Origin of the sequence: Candidatus Kirkpatrickella diaphorinae, from assembly GCF_025736875.1 — a bacterium.
Classification (GTDB): Bacteria; Pseudomonadota; Alphaproteobacteria; order Acetobacterales; family Acetobacteraceae; genus Sorlinia; species Sorlinia diaphorinae.
Genome location: NZ_CP107052.1, coordinates 660,456 through 677,664, shown reverse-complemented (window position 1 = coordinate 677,664; position 17,209 = coordinate 660,456). Strand labels below are relative to the sequence as shown.

The window sequence follows — 17,209 nt, the reverse complement described above, 5'->3', positions numbered from 1 at the left end:
GTGCCCACTCGACGTTTTCTTCTCGGCAGTTCGGCTGCCGCAGTTGCCCTCTTGATCGCGCGCCCCGCAATGGCCCGGAAGCGCCAGGCCCTGAAGGCCCCCTTGCCGGCCAAGGAAATCGTGCCGGACCCGGCGCTCACCACCCCAGCGGAGTCACCGGTCGGGCCGGTCAATGTCAATGCACGATGGGCCTGCGTGATGGATTTTGAGACGGGCGCGACATTAATGTCCAAATCAGCCGATGAACATATGCCGCCATCCTCCCTCACGAAAATGATGACGGCTTACATCGTGTTCGGGATGCTGAAATCCGGCCGTTTGACTCTCGCTCAACATCTTCCGGTGAGTGAAAAAGCCTGGCGTATGCAGGGCTCCAAAATGTTTGTGCCGCTGGGTGAGACGGTTGAGGTTGGCAAACTGATCCAGGGTATGTTGATCCAGTCCGGCAATGATGCGTGCATTGTGCTGGCGGAGGGTATCGCGGCGTCTGAAGAGCAGTTCGTCACTTTAATGAATCAGATGGCCAGCCGGATGAAAATGGAGAACACACATTTCACCAACTGCACCGGGTGGCCTGACCCTGACCATTATATGTCCGCGCGTGATACAACGATCCTCGCCATGCATCTTATTCGGGATTACCCGGAATATTATCATTTTTTCTCTGAAAAGGAATTCGCCTTCAATCATATTAAGCAGGGAAATCGCAATACGCTCGTTGATAAGGGCCTCGCAGACGGGCTGAAAACGGGACACACAGATGCAGGCGGCTTTGGCATGTGCGTCAGTTCAGACCGGCACGGACGGCGTGTCGTCGTCACCCTCAATGGCATGACATCCATGAATGTACGCGCACGTGAGACGGCGCGCGTGTTGGATTGGGCCTTTGCTGAGTTTGAGACGGTGACGATTTTCAGCAAGGGTGACGTGGTGGATCATGCGCCTGTCTGGATGGGGGTCGAGGATAATCTGCCCCTCGTCGCCCCCTCCGATATTCGCCTGACGCTGCCACGCAATTGGCGCGCGCATGATCACCTTTCCATCACCTACGCGTCGCCGCTGATCGCGCCGATATCGGCGGGACAAAGCTGCGGCGCACTCGTCTTTACAGCCCCGGGCATGAAGGAAATACGCCTCCCCCTGTTGGCTGACCACGCTGTGGCACGCCTTGGCCTGCTCGGGCGTGCCTCGCGGCGCCTTGGCTTCGCAAACGGCATTACGCAGTGAGGCGGCGCGGGGTTTTCATCACCCTGGAAGGCGGGGAGGGGTGCGGCAAGTCGACGCAGCTCAACCTCCTCGCAAAATTGCTTGAAAAACAAGGCGTTCCCTTTATCGCCACGCGGGAGCCAGGGGGCAGCCAAGGGGCGGAGTTGCTGCGCGACACCATCTTATTCAGCGACGTCGCCTTTTCCGCGCGGTCGGAAGTCCTCCTCCATATGGCGGCACGGGCCGACCATGTGGATCAGACCATCCGGCCCGCCTGTGAAGCCGGAAAACTCGTCCTCTGTGATCGCTATCATCACTCCACCATCGCCTATCAGGGTTACGGTGCGGGTGAAGGCGCGGCTGACCTCCTGAAATTCATTGAGGATGCGCGGCGCCTCATCGCTTTCGAGCCGGATAAGACGTTCCTTCTTGATGTTCCGCTGCAGGTCGCGACGCAGCGTCTTGCAAAGCGGAAGGGCCGCACGGATCGTTATGAGGCGCGCGGCGCCGCGTTCCATGATCGCGTTCGACAAGGCTTTGACAAAATTCAGGAGCAGGAGCCCGAGCGGATTGAACGCATCAATGCAGGCGGCGATGCGGACGCGTTGAGCCATATTTTATTTCGCAAAATCATGGCGTTACGCGAGGGCGCGGTGGAATGATCAAAAACCGGGCGCGCGATATTATCGGGCATGATGCCGCAATCCAGCAATTTGAGGCCGCCCGACAATCTGGCAGGCTCCATCATGCATGGCTGATCACAGGGACGCCCCAGATCGGCAAAACCACGCTGGCCCTGTTTTTTGCCAGAATCCTTTTGAACGCGACGGACCCAAAAAGTCCGATCTCCCACCGTTTTGAAGCGGGTACGCATGGCGACCTTCTGGTGATTACGCGCGGGGCAAGCACCGGGAAGGGGGGGGAAAGCCAGACGATCGTCGCCGCAGACATCAAGCCTATACAACAGCTTCTGCATCACACCGCTGCGGAGGGTGGCTGGCGGGTCGTCATCGTCGCGGGGGGTGATCTACTCAATAATTTCGCCGCCAATGCTTTACTGAAGCTTCTGGAAGAACCGCCTGAAAAAACGGTATTCTTCATCACCGCCGATAATGCGGCGGCCGTCATCCCCACTATCCGGAGTCGCTGCCACAAGCTCTTCCTCCATCCCTTACAGGATGCAGATATGCAGGTTTTTCTCGCTCGACATCAATTGACAGACCCGGATATGAATCAGCGCCTGATCTCCCAGGCGAAGGGCCGACCGGGATATGCGCTGGAACTGGCCTCCCGCCATTATGAAGATCTGACGCAGATCGTGGAAGAGCTCGCTTCCGGCGCATCTCACGCTTTATCGCCTGCCCAGGCGGAGCGTATCGCAAAAGAGGAGAGGGGTTTTTCAACCTTCTGCGATTTGCTACAGGAGCACATTCGGGATGCGGCGCTGACTTCCAGTCACAAAGGAGATCAAAGCGCGGCAAACCGGGCAGCGGAAATCTATCAGAAGTTGATATATTTGCGGCATGAGACCGACCGCTTCAATCTCGACAGGACACTGGCAGCTCTTAAAGCCGCTGCGATGATAGGCAGATTATGACGTCGCGATATTATGTTACCACGCCGATTTATTACGTAAATGGCGCGCCTCATATTGGGCACGCTTATACATCTGTCGCGGCCGATATCATCGCGCGCTTTCACCGTCTCGACGGGCGGGAGGTGTTTTTCCTGACCGGCACGGATGAGCACGGTCAGAAAGTTGAACAGGCCGCCGCCCAGGCAGGTCAATCCACTCTGGAATTTGTCGACGGTATTTCCCGCAATTTCAAGGACATGGCGGATGCCATGGGCATTTCCTATGACCGTTTCATCCGCACGACGGAGGCACGGCATAAAGACGCGGCGCAGGCTCTTTGGCGTCAGGTTGCGGAGAATGATCATATTTACCTTGGCGCCTATGAGGGCTGGTACGCGCTGAGAGATGAATGTTTTTACAGCGAGGATGAGATTACCCTGCTGGAGGATGGCACCCATATTGCCCCCAGCGGCGCACCGGTCACGTGGGTGAAGGAAGAATCTTATTTCTTCCGCCTTTCCGCTTTTCAGGACCAGTTACTCGCCCTCTATGAGGCGAAACCACATTTCCTCGGGCCTGCAGGACGGCGGAAGGAAATCATCAGTTTCGTCAAATCGGGCCTGCGGGACCTCTCCATCAGCCGGACAAGCTTTTCCTGGGGTATCCCCGTCCCGGGTGACCCGAAGCATGTCATGTATGTCTGGTTTGACGCGCTGGCAAATTACCTTTCCGCCCTCGGCTATCCCGATATGCAGAGTGAGGGGGTGCGGTTCTGGCCCGCCAATGCGCATATTGTGGGTAAGGACATTATCCGCTTCCATGCGGTTTTCTGGCCTGCTTTCCTGATGGCCGCAGGGCTGGACCTGCCGGACGCCATTTTCGCCAATGGCTGGTGGACGATTGAGGGTCAGAAGATGAGCAAATCTTTGGGCAATGTCATTGACCCCCGGGACCTTGCTTCAGAATTCGGCGTCGATGCGGTGCGCTTTTTCATGATGCGGGAAGTGCCTTTCGGAGGTGACTCGGATCTAAGCCGCAAATCCCTGATCAACCGCGTCAATGTGGAACTCGCCAACGGGCTCGGCAATCTGGCGCAGCGGACCCTGACGCAGATCAACCGCCATTTCGACGGCAAATTGCCGGAGTGGGGCGAAACGCAGAAGGATGATCGCGATTTACTGGCGCAATCCTCACTTCTGCCGGACCTCCTGCGGCAACATGTTGCCCGCTTCGCCCTAACGGATGGGCTGGAGGCCGTCTGGAAAGTGGTGCGCGCGTGCAATGCCTATATTGATCACCAGGCGCCCTGGGTTCTTAAAAAGACAGATCCTGCCCGAATGGGCACGGTTCTGCGCACGCTTCATGAGGCTTTGCGTCATATCGCCATCGTCCTGCAACCATACATGCCGGGGACGATGGATAAATTGCTGACGCAACTCGGCATCTCTCAAAATGCGCGTCAGTTAGCTGACCTTGCACAGGGTGACATTGAAGCAGAATTGCCCGCGCCCCAGGGCCTCTTCCCGAGATTTGTGGAAGAGGGGGCGTGACGCTGATGGTTCCCGGGCTCATTGACTCTCATTGCCATCTTGATCGTGTTGAGAATCTCACGGAAGCGCTTGACCAGGCGCGGGCCGAACAGCTTTCGGGCATGGTGACAATTGGCACCGAGTTTTCCAAGGCGCAAACGCAAATTGACCTGACGCGCCATAGTCAGCCGGACCTTAAAATTTGGTGCAGTCTGGGCACGCACCCTGACGCCGTGCAGGACGCGCCCTTTGCTACCGCTGAAGAGATCGCCGAACGTTGCGATCACCCGGCCGTCATCGGGATTGGTGAGACCGGGCTTGATTTTTTCCACGGCGATGTATCTGTGCGCGCACTTCAGGAGACGTTTTTCCGCACCCATATTGCCGCCGCCCGCATGACAGGTTTGCCGCTGATTATCCACGCGCGCGATGCTGATCATGACGTGGCGCGCATTCTGGAAGATGAGACAAGCCGCAATGGGGCCTTCCCATTTCTGCTGCATTGCTTCGCCTCGGGCATGAAGCTGGCTGATACGGCGCTCAAGCTGGGTGGGTATGTCAGTTTTTCCGGCATCATCACTTTCCGTAAGACGGAAGCCTTGCAGGAGATTGCCCGGTCCATCCCGGAAGACCGGCTTCTCGTGGAGACGGACAGCCCCTATCTGGCCCCCGTCCCGAAACGCGGTAAGCCGAACACCCCAGCCTATGTCACCCATACAGCGTCGCGTCTGGCGGAATTGCGGGGTATCGCGCCAGAGCAACTCGCGGCCAGCACGACCGCGAACTTCTGTCGTTTGTTTAAAAAAGCGGCATGAAGATCACCATTCTTGGATGTGGTCCTTCCGGCGGCGTCCCCATGATCGGCGGAGCGGGAGAGGGCGGCATATGGGGCGCATGTAACCCGCAGGATCCGCGAGATACGCGCTCGCGATCTTCTATCGTCATTGAAACGGATGAGGGGACACGGCTGCTTGTTGATTGCGGCCCGGATTTGCGTGCGCAATTGCTGCGTAACCAAATCGCCCATATTGACGCCCTGATTGTCACGCATGAACATGCTGACCATATTGGCGGCTTCGACGATATTCGCGGGATCAACCGCGTCATTCAGCGCCCATTGCCGCTTTATGCGTCGCCAGACGTCATTAAATCGATGCAAATGCGCTTTCCTTATGCCTTTCAGCCGTGGTCTGGCGGCGAATTTTTCCGCCCTGTGCCGGCGCCACACCCTGTTTCAGCGCCTGAAACGATTGCCATTAACGGGACTGACGTCACTTTTTTCGCGCAGCGTCATTATAAGGTGGCGACATTAGGGCTGCGCATCGGGAATTTCGCTTACAGCACGGATGTGGAGCATCTTTCTGAAGACGCGATCGAGGCTTTACGCGGCGTTGAAACCTGGGTTGTCGGGTGCCTTCAGCGTGACCCGCACGTTGCGCATGCCTGTCTTGACGACGTGCTGAGATGGCGTGCGGAAATTAAGCCGTCACGGGTGATCCTGACCCATATGGGCCCGGGCCTGAGTTATGGCCCGCTCGCGCAGGAACTGCCCCCCGGCACGGAACCCGCTTACGATTCAATGACGTTCGACGTCTGACCCCCCGGGGTGGCCGCGCAAAATGGGGGATCAGGCGAGGGGCGGAAACTAAGGTTTCTCTAAGCCTCGAAGAGCGGGGAGGAGAAGTTCCGATTTGGAACATTTTTAACGGTGGGCGATTTTTGTGATCAGACGTCCGCAACATGCTGAACTTAAACCATTAGATGAGGTTTATCGCGACCAGCTATCCATCTCCGCAACCTGATCCAGTTGGCATAATATATCTTATCGGGCTGTTATCCGCGCATGTCATGGCGTGGGGCTGGAGACGCGCGAATCATCCTTATGTCGCCTTCGTGCAACAAGGCGCGGTGCCTCCTGCCTTCCCTTCCCGCGCGATTCGGTTTAAAAAACGCATAACGTATCCGAAACGACTTCATCAGACACAGGGAAGCCTTCGTGACCGAAAATTTTCCGGACGAGCCCGTCGAAATCTTCTCCCCCTCCCTTCCGGAAAAACACACCCCTGCCAAACAGCCTCGCGGCCTTATGGCCATCACATTGTGCGAGGCCTGGATTGCCTATTGCCTCTATGGTTTCGGCGCCCTCCTTGTGCTTTACGCTGCCGATTACATCCTACGTCCCGATATCGCGCCAACCGTGATCGGGCTGGGGCCTTTCTCCCAGCTTTTGCAATGGATTTTCGGCACAACGACCATGTCAGGACTCGCGGCGGAGATTTCCAGCGCCTATCTGATGTGCGCCTTTTTATGGCCCATCGCGGCCGGGATCATCATTGACCTGCTTCTCGGCTTTCGAAATGCCTTCATCATCGGCATGGTGCTGATCTGCGCCGGGTTTCTTTTTCTGGCGTCGAGTGCGACTTTTCTGTTCGCGCTGCTGTCTTTGATACTCGGCTTCGGGCTGATCAGGGCCATGCTTCCCGCGCAGCTCGGCCAGCTTTATGAACATGATGATCCACGTCGGGCGGATGGCTATCAGATCTTCTGCCTCGGCCTGCAATTTACCGGCATTATCGCCCCGCTCGCGGGCGGGCTGACGGAGAAATATTACGGTTGGGGCCCCGCCTTCCTTGTTTTGAGCCTCGGCGCGCCGCTCGGTGCGCTGTTTTACTGGCTTGGCTGGAAGCACCTCCCAAAAGCCTCATCCCGTCACCGGAAAGGTGTCCGCATTGCTCTGTCGCGGGATGACAGGCGGGCGCTTCTGGTGATCGCGCTGTTCCTGCCAGCGCTCGCCGTGAGCAGTGTGCCGAACAGCCAGATGATGAGCGCCTATGAATTATGGGGCGGCCAACATTTTGCCCTCTCACTATTCGGTTACGCCCTCCCCGTCTCGTCTCTCATCTCACTTGACGGTATTGCGAGTGTCGCGACCGGGTTCATGATCCTGTGGCTCTGGCGCGTCTGGGGGCGTTATCGACGCGTGCCGGAGGAGATGGCGAAAGTCGTTATTGGCGGCATCATCACGCCTCTGGGGCCCCTCGCCCTCACGGCCGGCGCTTATTTCGGGCCAGGCCTGCATGAGGTCAATCTCTGGTGGGCGATTGCATTTCATTTCCTTAATGATTTCGGGTTCGGCCTCTCTCAGGCGACCGGCATGGCGCTTGTCGCCAAACTTGCACCCGGCCCCATCAGGACAAGCGTGATCTCCTTCTACCCTTTCAGCTCTTTCCTCAGCCAGCTTCTCGCAGGGCGCCTCGCCTCACTTCTGGGCACCATGGGCAGCATCCCCTTCTGGGGGCTGCACATGGCCGCCTCGATCGTGGGGGCGGTCATGTTCATCGCGATTTATCTGGCGTTCCGGGATGTCTTCAAAGAAGACGCATCCATCGATAAGGGCCTCAAAGTGCGGCAACCGTCCCTGCCCTGACCCGACTGGTACGCTCCCGGCTTTACTCGCCGGGAGCGATCAGGGCAGACGTCAGCTCACCCTCAACAATCCACCTCACCGGACCCGACAGCCGCGTCGCGCACCTCATCCGCTGTATGCGTCGCGCCGCCGAGAACCAGCGCGATATCCTGAGGCGTGCCCAATCTTTCCGTCGCACGCACTTCAAGAGAGCGCCTGACAATCGGGTAATCATCCACCAACCGCTTGAAGACATGCGCCGGGATGGACAGGAGATGCCCGAACTGCACAGCGCGGATCGTCCCCGGGGCTGGCTGGTTGGAAAGCAGCATATCCGCGCCGATCAGATCCCCGGCGCCAAACTGGATATCATGTTCCGAAATATGCATTTCCGCGAGGCCGGCGACAACGGCGTAGACCGTGCGCACCTTTCGCCCGCGCCGCAGTAATTCCTCACCAGGTGACACGAAGCGCAGCGAAATATTCATCGACAGATTATGCACGACGCCATCCGGCACACCGCGCAACGCCGGAAATTCTCGCAAACGTTGGGAAATGCCGCTTTTCAGGTCAAAGCGCAGCGGTTTACTCAGGCGCTCACGCCGTTTCTCCGTGTCACGATAGAGCTCCCGATGGACCTCCTCGGTGATGAGATTATCCGAAAGAAGTTCATCATACTCCTCCCCCTCAAGACGGAGGGAAATCTGATGGAGGATCCGGCTCTCAAGTGCTTCAGAATAACCTTGATAATGCACGCGGAGCATCTCTAGCGCATCATCCAGCATGCGACGCTGTCGCCCCAAAACCTCAGAAACGATCTCGCTGAGGCGAATACCCAGTGTCGGCTCAAGCCGATGCTTCATGAAGCGGGAAAGGGAAATCGAGACAAGGTGCGTAATCACCAGCATCTCAAACCGCTCTGACATGCAGGTCATTAGAGGTCGGTCAATATGCAGATATTGATGCAACATCTGCGCAATCCGGAACCGCCAGGTCGGGCGGAGGCGGCGGCGGCGCGCACGGACATAGCCGTAACGACCCTCAAGCCGCGCGCCCTCCACCATGGCCTCCGCTGAACGCAGAAGTGTTTCCATCACTCGTCGGGAAAGGCCTTGAATGCGGAAAAGATCAAGCAGAAGTGACCTCTCCTGGTTGGCGATGGTGATCAATGCCAATGTCACGCGTTGCCGGTCACCCAAGGCGGTGTCGAATGTGTTGGCTTCACTCTCCTCCTCCGCGCGCCGGTTGATATGGCCGAGGATGGTGCGCTGCGTCCCACGCGCGAAACCGAGTTCCTCCGCAAGGCCGTGCGTGCGCTCGGCAATATGGCGCAAGCCGCTGCTGAGCACCTGATGGCGCAACGCCTTATTGATGGGAGAAAGCTGATCAAGCTCAAAGAAAACAACGAGATAGCGCAATGTCGTCCCATTGAGGAAAAGCGTGATCAGGACGAAGCCCGTGGCAATGACGCCGACAAAATGGGCGACGCTGCCGCTGACACGTTGATTTTCCGTCACGGCCAGCGCCAGAGCAAGCGTGATCGCGCCGCGCAGCCCGCCCCAGACCATCGTCGTCTTGAACGGCAGCGGCACTGGGGGTGAAACTTTAAGCATTTCCAGCAAGGGCAGCATCCCGAACACCACCGCGCCGCGCGCCAGTAATCCGGCGACGGAGGCAATCAGGATCAACACGCAATCCCAGCGCGTCATCCCGATCAGCAAACGCGGTATCAGCATGGACGCCAGCAGGAAGACCAATGAGCCCGCCCAGAATAAAAGCTGCTGCCACAACTCGTTAAGGAAGCGCCAAACTTGCGGGCGAAATGTTGAAGGCCCGTAGACAGAAAGTGTCAGCCCGGCTGAAGCCGTCGCCACCACACCGGAGAAACCGAAAAACTCGTCGCAGATAATGTAAACGACGTAAGGCAGCGCCAGAGTCAACGTGATTTCAGCGGCGGCCGAGGCGCCGAGCCCTGTGATGATCATCAGGGCCAGACGCGCAAATGCGACACCGACCACAATGGCACCGGTAAAAGACACAGCAAAATTAACGACGGTTTCACCAAACTGGATGTGATGATGGGATGCGACGGAGGAGAGAAGAATGGAGAAAATGGAGATCGCCGCCGCATCATTGAGCAGGGCCTCCCCTTCAACCAGGCGTGTCAGACGTGAGGACGCACCGACATCCCGGAAAATCCCCGCAACGGCAGAAGGGTCCGTCGTCGCGACGATGGAGCCGAGCAGGAGACAGATCACGAGGGATTGCCCCGCAAAAGGATAGAGTGAAAAGCCGATTGTCGCTGTTGACACCACCACGGCGAGGACGGCCAGCAGCAGAACGGTCGATGTCTCATGCGCGAGGCGTCGTACATCGATCGCCAGCGCCCCCTGAAAAACGAGTATGGGCAGGAATATCAGCAGAAAAGCTTCACTATTGATCGGAAAATCGAGAATGGCCTCGGCCGCGCCATTGAACATCTCAATCGACGTTGAACGCAGGACGAGATCCGCGAACAACCCGATCAAGATACCCACAACGGCAAGCAGAACCGTTTCGGACACGCCAAGGCGTTGCGCCAAAGGCTGCACGAAACTGATCAATGCCAAAAGGAGCGCCAGCACCAATATAATGGCTGCCAGACCCGTGACCATCATTCCTTAAATATCTCCCGCCTATCGATTCACTTTATTATCAAACGGTTACGAGCGTGAGAGTTTTAACCCCGTCCCCGTTAAGAATGCTTTAGCCCCATGACTGCAACCCCTTCCACATCATGCTGAAGGGCGTCCCAACCTTTAAAATAAGGGCGGTTGGGAGATCTTCGGGGACCATCACATCGCCATCGGATGCTTATTCGACGGTCACGGATTTCGCGAGGTTCCGCGGCTGATCAACATCCGTCCCTTTCAGCAGCGCCACTTCGTAAGCGAGGATCTGCACAGGGATGGTAAAGAGGATCGGCGCCACAAAAGCATCGACTTCCGGCAACACAACCATCTGCTCCGCAATGCCGGAAAGCCGTGCCGCCCCTTTCTCATCCGTGAAGGCGAGTATGCGCCCGCCACGGGCTTTCGCTTCCTGGATGTTGGAAAGGGTCTTATCAAACAATATCGTTGATGGCGCAATGACCACAATCGGCACATCTTTATCAATGAGAGATATGGGGCCGTGTTTCATTTCCCCGGCAGCATAGGCCTCAGCATGGATATAGGAGATTTCCTTCAGCTTGAGCGCCCCTTCCAGCGCGATGGGAAAGCACACACCCCGCCCAAGATAAAGGACATCGCGCGCCTCGGCCACAATGACCGCCATTTTCTGGATATCCGCGACACGCTGAAAAACCTCCGCAGCACGGGAGGGTAGGTCAAAAAGAGTGGAGACCATCTGCTGCGCCCGCGACGCGTCAATCGTGCCGCGCGCCTGGCCCATGGCGATTGTCAGCGCGGCCAGGACGGAAAGTTGCGCGGTGAAGGCTTTCGTGCTGGCGACGGAAATTTCCGGCCCTGCAACCATGCCGAGCGTGACGTCGCTGTCACGCCCCATTGTGCTGGTCTCGACGTTCAGGATAGAGACGATGCGCTGATCTGACCGGCGTAAAAGCCGCAGGGCGGCCAATGTGTCCGCCGTTTCACCGGATTGGGAGATGAGTAGTCCCATACCCCCCGGCGTCAAAGGCGGCGCGCGGTAACGAAGCTCGGATGCCACATCAATATCGACGGGCACGCGGGCCTCCGCCTCCAGCCAGTAGCGCCCGACAAGGGCTGCGTAATAAGCGGAGCCACATGCGGTCATGGTCACGCGCGGCACCTCAACCAGGGAAAAACCGAATTCCGGCAGCGCCACGGCTTTGCTGACGGGGTCAATCACACGCTGCAATGTCTGACCGATCACGACAGGATGCTCGTGAAGCTCCTTTTCCATATAGTGACGGTAGCCATCCTTACCGACAGCACCGGCAATCAGCGCCATGGGTTGCGCCGGGCGCTTGACCTTCTGTCCCGCTTCATCAAAGATCTGCACGGAGCGTGGCGTCAGCACGACCCAGTCACCATCATCCAGATAAGTGATTTTCTGCGCGAGTGGCGCAAGCGCGATACTGTCGGAACCGAGGAACATTTCGCCCTCACCATATCCGACAGCGAGCGGAGCCCCATGGCGCGCGCCGATAATCAGGCCGTCATGGCGGGCGAAGATAATGGCCAGCGCATAGGCGCCCTGAAGGCGCTGCAAACTCTCCCGCGCGGCCTCCTGCGGTGACGCACCGCGCGACATCATCAGATCAATGAGTTGCGCGACAACTTCCGTATCTGTTTCTGATGAGAACACGCGCCCTTCCGCAACGAGTTCATCACGCAGGGATTCGTAATTCTCGATGATGCCATTATGCACCACCGCCACCTGCCCCACAGCATGAGGATGCGCGTTCTGCTCGTTCGGTTCCCCGTGGGTCGCCCATCTTGTATGGCCGATCCCGGTCGTGCCCGCGAGGGGCTGCGCCTCAAGCACAGCCTGGAGATGGTCAAGCTTGCCCGGCGCGCGACGGCGATCAATCCGCCCGTGATCAAGCGTGGCGATGCCCGCGGAGTCATAACCGCGATATTCAAGCCGTCTTAAAGCTTCGAAGATGAGAGGCGAAGCCGTGCGATGGCCCACAACACCACAGATCCCGCACATCAGCTTTTCTCCTTCTTCGCCTTGAGGGCGTCCTGCATCTGCTGACCGCGACCCGGTTTGGCTACCTGACGCGCGCGCGCAACGGCAAAATCCGTATCCGCCACATTTTCAGTCAGGACGCTTCCCGCCGCCACAAGTGTGGCGTCCCCAACGCGGATGGGGGCCACCATAATGGTGTTGGAGCCGATGAAAGCATGATCCCCGATCGACGTCTTGTGTTTGAACACACCATCATAATTGCAGGTGATGGACCCGGCACCGATATTGGTCCCCGCACCAATCTCGGCATCGCCGATATAGGAGAGGTGATTGACTTTGCTCCCCTGGCCGAGTTGGGTCGCTTTCAGCTCGACAAAATTGCCGATATGGGTCTCCGCCGCGCAAACCGTGCCGGGGCGAAGGCGTGCGAAAGGGCCGATCCGAGAATTATCGCCGATGGTACAGCCCTCAAGGTGAGAAAAGGCACGCACATGCACCCCACGCCCGAGACGGACGCCAGGCCCGAACACGACATGCGGTTCAATCACGCAATCCTGAGATAATTTTGTGTCCGCCGAGAGGAAGACCGTTTCCGGCGCAACCAGCGTGACCCCATCCGCCATCGCTGCGGCGCGAAGCTGCTCTTGAAGCGTGCGTTCCGCCGCCGCCAGCTCGGCACGGCTATTGACCCCCGCCAATTCCGCCTCCGACCCTTCAATGAAGGCGACGCGCCCTTCCCCGGCAGCCTGCTCGACCACATCGGTCAGGTAATATTCCCCCTGCGCATTATCATGCGTCAGGGCGTTCAGCCAGCGGCGCATGTCGGTCGCCGCCGCGCACAACATGCCCGCATTGCAAAGGGAAATGGCGCGCTCATCCTCAGTCGCGTCCTCCCACTCAGTAATGCGCTGCACGTCGTCCCCGGAGGTGACGAGGCGGCCATATCGGCCCGGATCCTTCGGACGCATGGCGAGAAGACGCAGCATCACACCGTCAGGGCGTGGCGCGACAAGCTGCTGCATCAATGGGACGGAGATAAGAGGGTTATCAGCGTAAAGGACGGCTACATCGCCACCCCCGAACTCTGCCGCTGCCTGGCGCGCCGCATGGCCCGTTCCGGCGCGTTCATGCTGCACAATAATTTTGTGAGGTGCGACACAGGACGCGATATCGTCCATGTCGGGACCGACCACGACGATGATGCGGTCAAAGACCTGCGCCGCCTTATCGATCAGCAATCTGATCATCGGCACGCCGCCAAGGGGATGCATGGCCTTGGGCAGGCTGGATTTCATCCGCGTGCCCAACCCGGCAGCCAGGATGATGGCGGTGACTTCATGACCCGTTACGGAGGGGGTTTGCGACATCGTTTCCACAACCTATCGATATCGTTTTCCGGTAACTAAGGATAGGTCAGTGCGTCAATTTTTTACCGGTCACTTATCGTTTCCAAATATTTCCGTCAGGCCGGATCGGGCCGGTGACCAGCGTCCGAAACGCCGCTTTAAACGTCAGGACGTCGAATAATGATCCAGCACCGCGATGATCTTGCCCAGTTTGGGATGATGGAACTCAAATCGCACAACGATGAGGGGTGCTGCCAGACCCGCATCAAACCAGGCCGCACCGGGATATGGGGCTGAAAATAGCGCGCGGTTCGGCGTATGACGCATGAAACCGGCAATCTGACGTCCGATAAAATCACATCGCAGCATTTTCCCGGCATATTTTTGCCGATTACCTGTCGGGACATCCGCCATGATGGGGCCTTTGACCTGCATCTCCGTCAGCCGAAGCCCGTCAAAGACATTTGCCGCGCCATTACAGGTTTGCGTCATCAACATACGATGTTGAAGCATCGCAACCGCTGAAAGCGTGTCGAGCGTGCCCTTAAGCGCCTGCTTCGGCACAGGCTCCCGGTCCGCCTCTTTGGGGGTAAGGTCGGTGATTTCCGGCTGACCGTCCTGATAGGTCAGCAGAATATGTCGCTCGGCCCCGCGAGAATAGCCGCCGCTTTCATAGCGACGCGGCAAAACCCAGTCAGTGGAAAAGGCACCCTCCGCCGCGCTCTGAATTTTCATTCGCAGAAACAGGCTGATGAGCCCCGACGCGTCCACATCCGTCGAGATATCATAATGTATGGGCGTCAGGCGATATTTGACCAGAACATGCGCCACATTGAAGCCGTGAACATAAATCCGATAAGCGGCTTCAACCTGGCGTGACGTCTCCAAAACGGGCGCCGCCGCCGCCGTGGCGCGGGGGCCTGCGGCGCTCACGACCAATGCTGTGACGGTGAGAAAAGCGCAGGCGCGGCTAGACGTCAAGATTGGCGACTTTTTGGGCATTGCCCACAATGAAGTCGCGGCGCGGCTCCACAACGTCACCCATAAGGGTTGAGAAGACCTGCCCGGCCTCCTCCGCATCCCCGATTTTGACTTGCAGCAGAATGCGCGTTGCAGGGTCGAGCGTCGTATTCCAGAGCTGCTCATTATTCATCTCGCCAAGGCCTTTGAAGCGGTTGATGGTGAGACCTTTACGTCCCTGCACCATGGCGCGTTCAAAAAGTTTAGCGGGGCCATCCACCTTGATCTCGCCGCCATCCATTTTCAACGTCGCCGGTTCAGCGAAATGACGGGCCACGTCGCGTGCCTCCTGATTCAGCCAGCGTGCCTCAGCCGAACGCATCAGATTAGCATCCAGATGATGCACCTCCTGAACACCGCGCACCAACCGCGCCAGGCGCAGCCCGCCTTCATCTGACGGCACAACTTTCCAGCCGCGTTCATTTTCCAGCGAGGATTGATCCAGCCTTTCCTGCAAAAGCGGGGCGCGCGTCTGCATTATAGCGCTATCGATTGTCAGCACATCGGCGATGAAGGCCTGCTCCAAAATCCAGACCGGTACGTTGCTCGACATATTCTGCAACGTCTGCGCGACGCGCCCGATCATGCGCATTTCATCCAGAAGGGCCGTGCCTTCCAGAATACGCCCGTCGGCAAAAACGAGCTTCGCCTGACCCAGCGCCTTATCGAGGAGATAATGCTCCAAAGCCGCATCGTCTTTAAGGTAACGCTCTTCATTTCCGCGTTTCGCGCGATAGAGGGGCGGCTGGGCGATGTAAAGATATCCCTTCTCAATCAGCTCCGGCATCTGGCGGAAGAAGAACGTCAGCAGCAATGTGCGGATGTGGGAGCCATCAACGTCAGCATCTGTCATGATGACGATTTTATGATATCTCAATTTATCGATGGAAAACCCGCCTTGATCCACGTCGCCACGGCCAATACCTGTGCCAAGCGCCGTCACCAGCGTGCCAACTTCCGCTGAACCGAGCATACGGTCAAACCGCGCGCGCTCCACATTCAGGATTTTGCCCCGAAGCGGCAAAATCGCCTGAAAGCGCCGATCACGCCCCTGTTTCGCGGTCCCACCGGCGGAGTCACCCTCAACGAGGAATAATTCCGCCTTCGAGGCGTCACGCTCCTGACAGTCCGCCAATTTGCCCGGCAGGGAAGCAACGTCGAGGACACCTTTACGCCGGGTCAGCTCACGCGCGCGCCGCGCCGCCTCACGCGCAGCGGCCGCTTCCGCGACTTTTGAGAGGACCGCCCTGGCTTCTTTCGGATGGGTTTCAAACCAGAACCCGATCGCATCCGCCGCCGCGACATGCACGACAGGCTGGACCTCGGAGGAGACAAGCTTGTCCTTCGTCTGGGATGAAAATTTCGGATCAGGCACTTTGACGGACAGAACCGCCGTCATGCCTTCCCGCATATCTTCCCCCGTCAGGGCAACCGACTCCTTTTTCGACAGCCCATCCGCATATTTGCCGACAACGCGCGTCAATGCCTGGCGGAAGCCCGCCAGATGGGCACCGCCATCGCGCTGAGGGATATTATTGGTGAAGGCCAGCATCGTTTCATGAAAACTATCATTCCACGTCATGGCGAACTCAACGCGTATCCCGCTTTCCGCATGGTCAATCGCGCCCACAATGGGCTCGGGCAGAAGGGAGGATTTGGAAGCGTCCAGATATTCCACGAAAGATTTCAACCCGCCTTCAAAGAAAAATTCGTGCTCGATCGGTTCCACATGGCGTTCATCCCGGATCGTGATCCGCAGGCCCGAATTGAGGAAGGCGAGCTCACGCACACGGCGTTCAAGGATCGCGAGTTCAAATTCCGTGCGTGCAAAAGTTGCGGCGCTCGGCTTGAAGGTGACAAGCGTGCCGCGCGGCGCATCACTCTCCCCGACAACTTTAAGTGCGGCATCCCGCTCCCCATGCTGAAAGCGGATGGCGTGCTCCTGCCCATTGCGCCAGATACGCACTTCCATCCATTCCGAAAGCGCATTGACCACCGCCGCGCCGACGCCGTGCAGCCCGCCTGAAACCTTATAAGAGTTCTGATTGAATTTACCGCCAGCATGGAGTTTTGTCAGCACGACTTCCGCTGCGCTTACCCCCTCCTCCGTATGGACATCTGTCGGAATACCGCGGCCATCATCCCGCACACTGACAGAACCATCGCCGTTCAGCGTGACGGTGCATTGCGTGGCATAGCCGGCCTGGGCCTCATCAACAGCATTATCGATGATCTCGAACACCATATGATGCAGACCGGAGCCGTCATCCGTGTCACCAATATACATGCCGGGCCGCTTGCGCACGGCGTCAAGTCCGCGCAGGACCGAGATGGACGACGCACCGTAATCGCCGTCAAGGCCACTCATGTCGTCACCTTCTCCGTGGGGGTCCATTGACGGGTTTTGTTCGGACATAGTGATCCTGAGCTCCTGAATTATCTTCTATTGTCTTACACGAAAATCCGCTGC

Annotated in this window: 12 protein-coding genes; 7 read left to right on the top strand and 5 right to left on the bottom strand. The window is 58.0% G+C overall.

The window, feature by feature from the left end; translation table 11 throughout:
• From N5W20_RS03050 to N5W20_RS03020, 7 genes are all read left to right on the top strand, one after another.
• Complete coding sequence (locus N5W20_RS03050) at positions 1-1,227, top strand: D-alanyl-D-alanine carboxypeptidase family protein (protein ID WP_319807450.1); 1,227 nt, start codon at positions 1-3, stop codon at positions 1,225-1,227.
• Positions 1,224-1,868, top strand: coding sequence for a dTMP kinase (gene tmk / locus N5W20_RS03045; RefSeq protein ID WP_319807449.1), 645 nt, complete (start codon positions 1,224-1,226; stop codon positions 1,866-1,868). Before N5W20_RS03050 ends, tmk begins: the two co-directional genes overlap by 4 nt.
• On the top strand, positions 1,865-2,803 hold the full coding sequence (locus N5W20_RS03040) for a DNA polymerase III subunit delta' (RefSeq protein WP_319807448.1): 939 nt from the start codon (positions 1,865-1,867) through the stop codon (positions 2,801-2,803). Before tmk ends, N5W20_RS03040 begins: the two co-directional genes overlap by 4 nt.
• Positions 2,800-4,332, top strand: a complete 1,533-nt coding sequence (gene metG, locus N5W20_RS03035; protein WP_319807447.1) for a methionine--tRNA ligase — start codon at positions 2,800-2,802, stop codon at positions 4,330-4,332. The genes N5W20_RS03040 and metG overlap by 4 nt, the downstream gene beginning before the upstream one ends.
• A gap of 5 nt (positions 4,333-4,337) precedes the next feature.
• On the top strand, positions 4,338-5,126 hold the full coding sequence (locus tag N5W20_RS03030) for a TatD family hydrolase (protein ID WP_319807814.1): 789 nt from the start codon (positions 4,338-4,340) through the stop codon (positions 5,124-5,126).
• On the top strand, positions 5,123-5,908 hold the full coding sequence (locus N5W20_RS03025; RefSeq protein WP_319807446.1) for an MBL fold metallo-hydrolase: 786 nt from the start codon (positions 5,123-5,125) through the stop codon (positions 5,906-5,908). The genes N5W20_RS03030 and N5W20_RS03025 overlap by 4 nt, the downstream gene beginning before the upstream one ends.
• Positions 5,909-6,307: 399 nt before the next feature.
• A complete protein-coding gene (locus N5W20_RS03020; RefSeq protein ID WP_319807445.1) occupies positions 6,308-7,738 on the top strand; it encodes a POT-type proton-dependent oligopeptide transporter in 1,431 nt (476 codons plus the stop codon).
• 62 nt (positions 7,739-7,800) lie between these two features.
• On the opposite strand, the gene N5W20_RS03015 is transcribed toward N5W20_RS03020, so the two are convergent.
• The 5 genes from N5W20_RS03015 to gyrB form a co-directional block, all read right to left on the bottom strand.
• On the bottom strand, positions 7,801-10,374 hold the full coding sequence (locus N5W20_RS03015; protein ID WP_319807444.1) for a cation:proton antiporter: 2,574 nt from the start codon (positions 10,372-10,374) through the stop codon (positions 7,801-7,803).
• Between the two features lie 196 nt (positions 10,375-10,570).
• Positions 10,571-12,394: a glutamine--fructose-6-phosphate transaminase (isomerizing) gene (gene glmS / locus N5W20_RS03010; protein WP_319807443.1), complete on the bottom strand. Its 1,824-nt coding sequence runs from the start codon at positions 12,392-12,394 to the stop codon at positions 10,571-10,573.
• The gene (glmU, locus tag N5W20_RS03005; protein ID WP_319807442.1) at positions 12,394-13,740 is read right to left on the bottom strand and encodes a bifunctional UDP-N-acetylglucosamine diphosphorylase/glucosamine-1-phosphate N-acetyltransferase GlmU; all 1,347 of its coding nucleotides are present in this window, start codon (positions 13,738-13,740) and stop codon (positions 12,394-12,396) included. The genes glmS and glmU overlap by 1 nt, the downstream gene beginning before the upstream one ends.
• 144 nt (positions 13,741-13,884) lie before the next feature.
• Positions 13,885-14,700 (bottom strand): DUF3108 domain-containing protein, encoded by an 816-nt coding sequence (locus N5W20_RS03000; RefSeq protein WP_319807441.1) that lies wholly within the window; start codon positions 14,698-14,700, stop codon positions 13,885-13,887.
• A complete protein-coding gene (gene gyrB / locus N5W20_RS02995; RefSeq protein ID WP_319807440.1) occupies positions 14,690-17,107 on the bottom strand; it encodes a DNA topoisomerase (ATP-hydrolyzing) subunit B in 2,418 nt (805 codons plus the stop codon). Before gyrB ends, N5W20_RS03000 begins: the two co-directional genes overlap by 11 nt.
• Between the last annotated feature and the right edge of the window lie 102 nt (positions 17,108-17,209).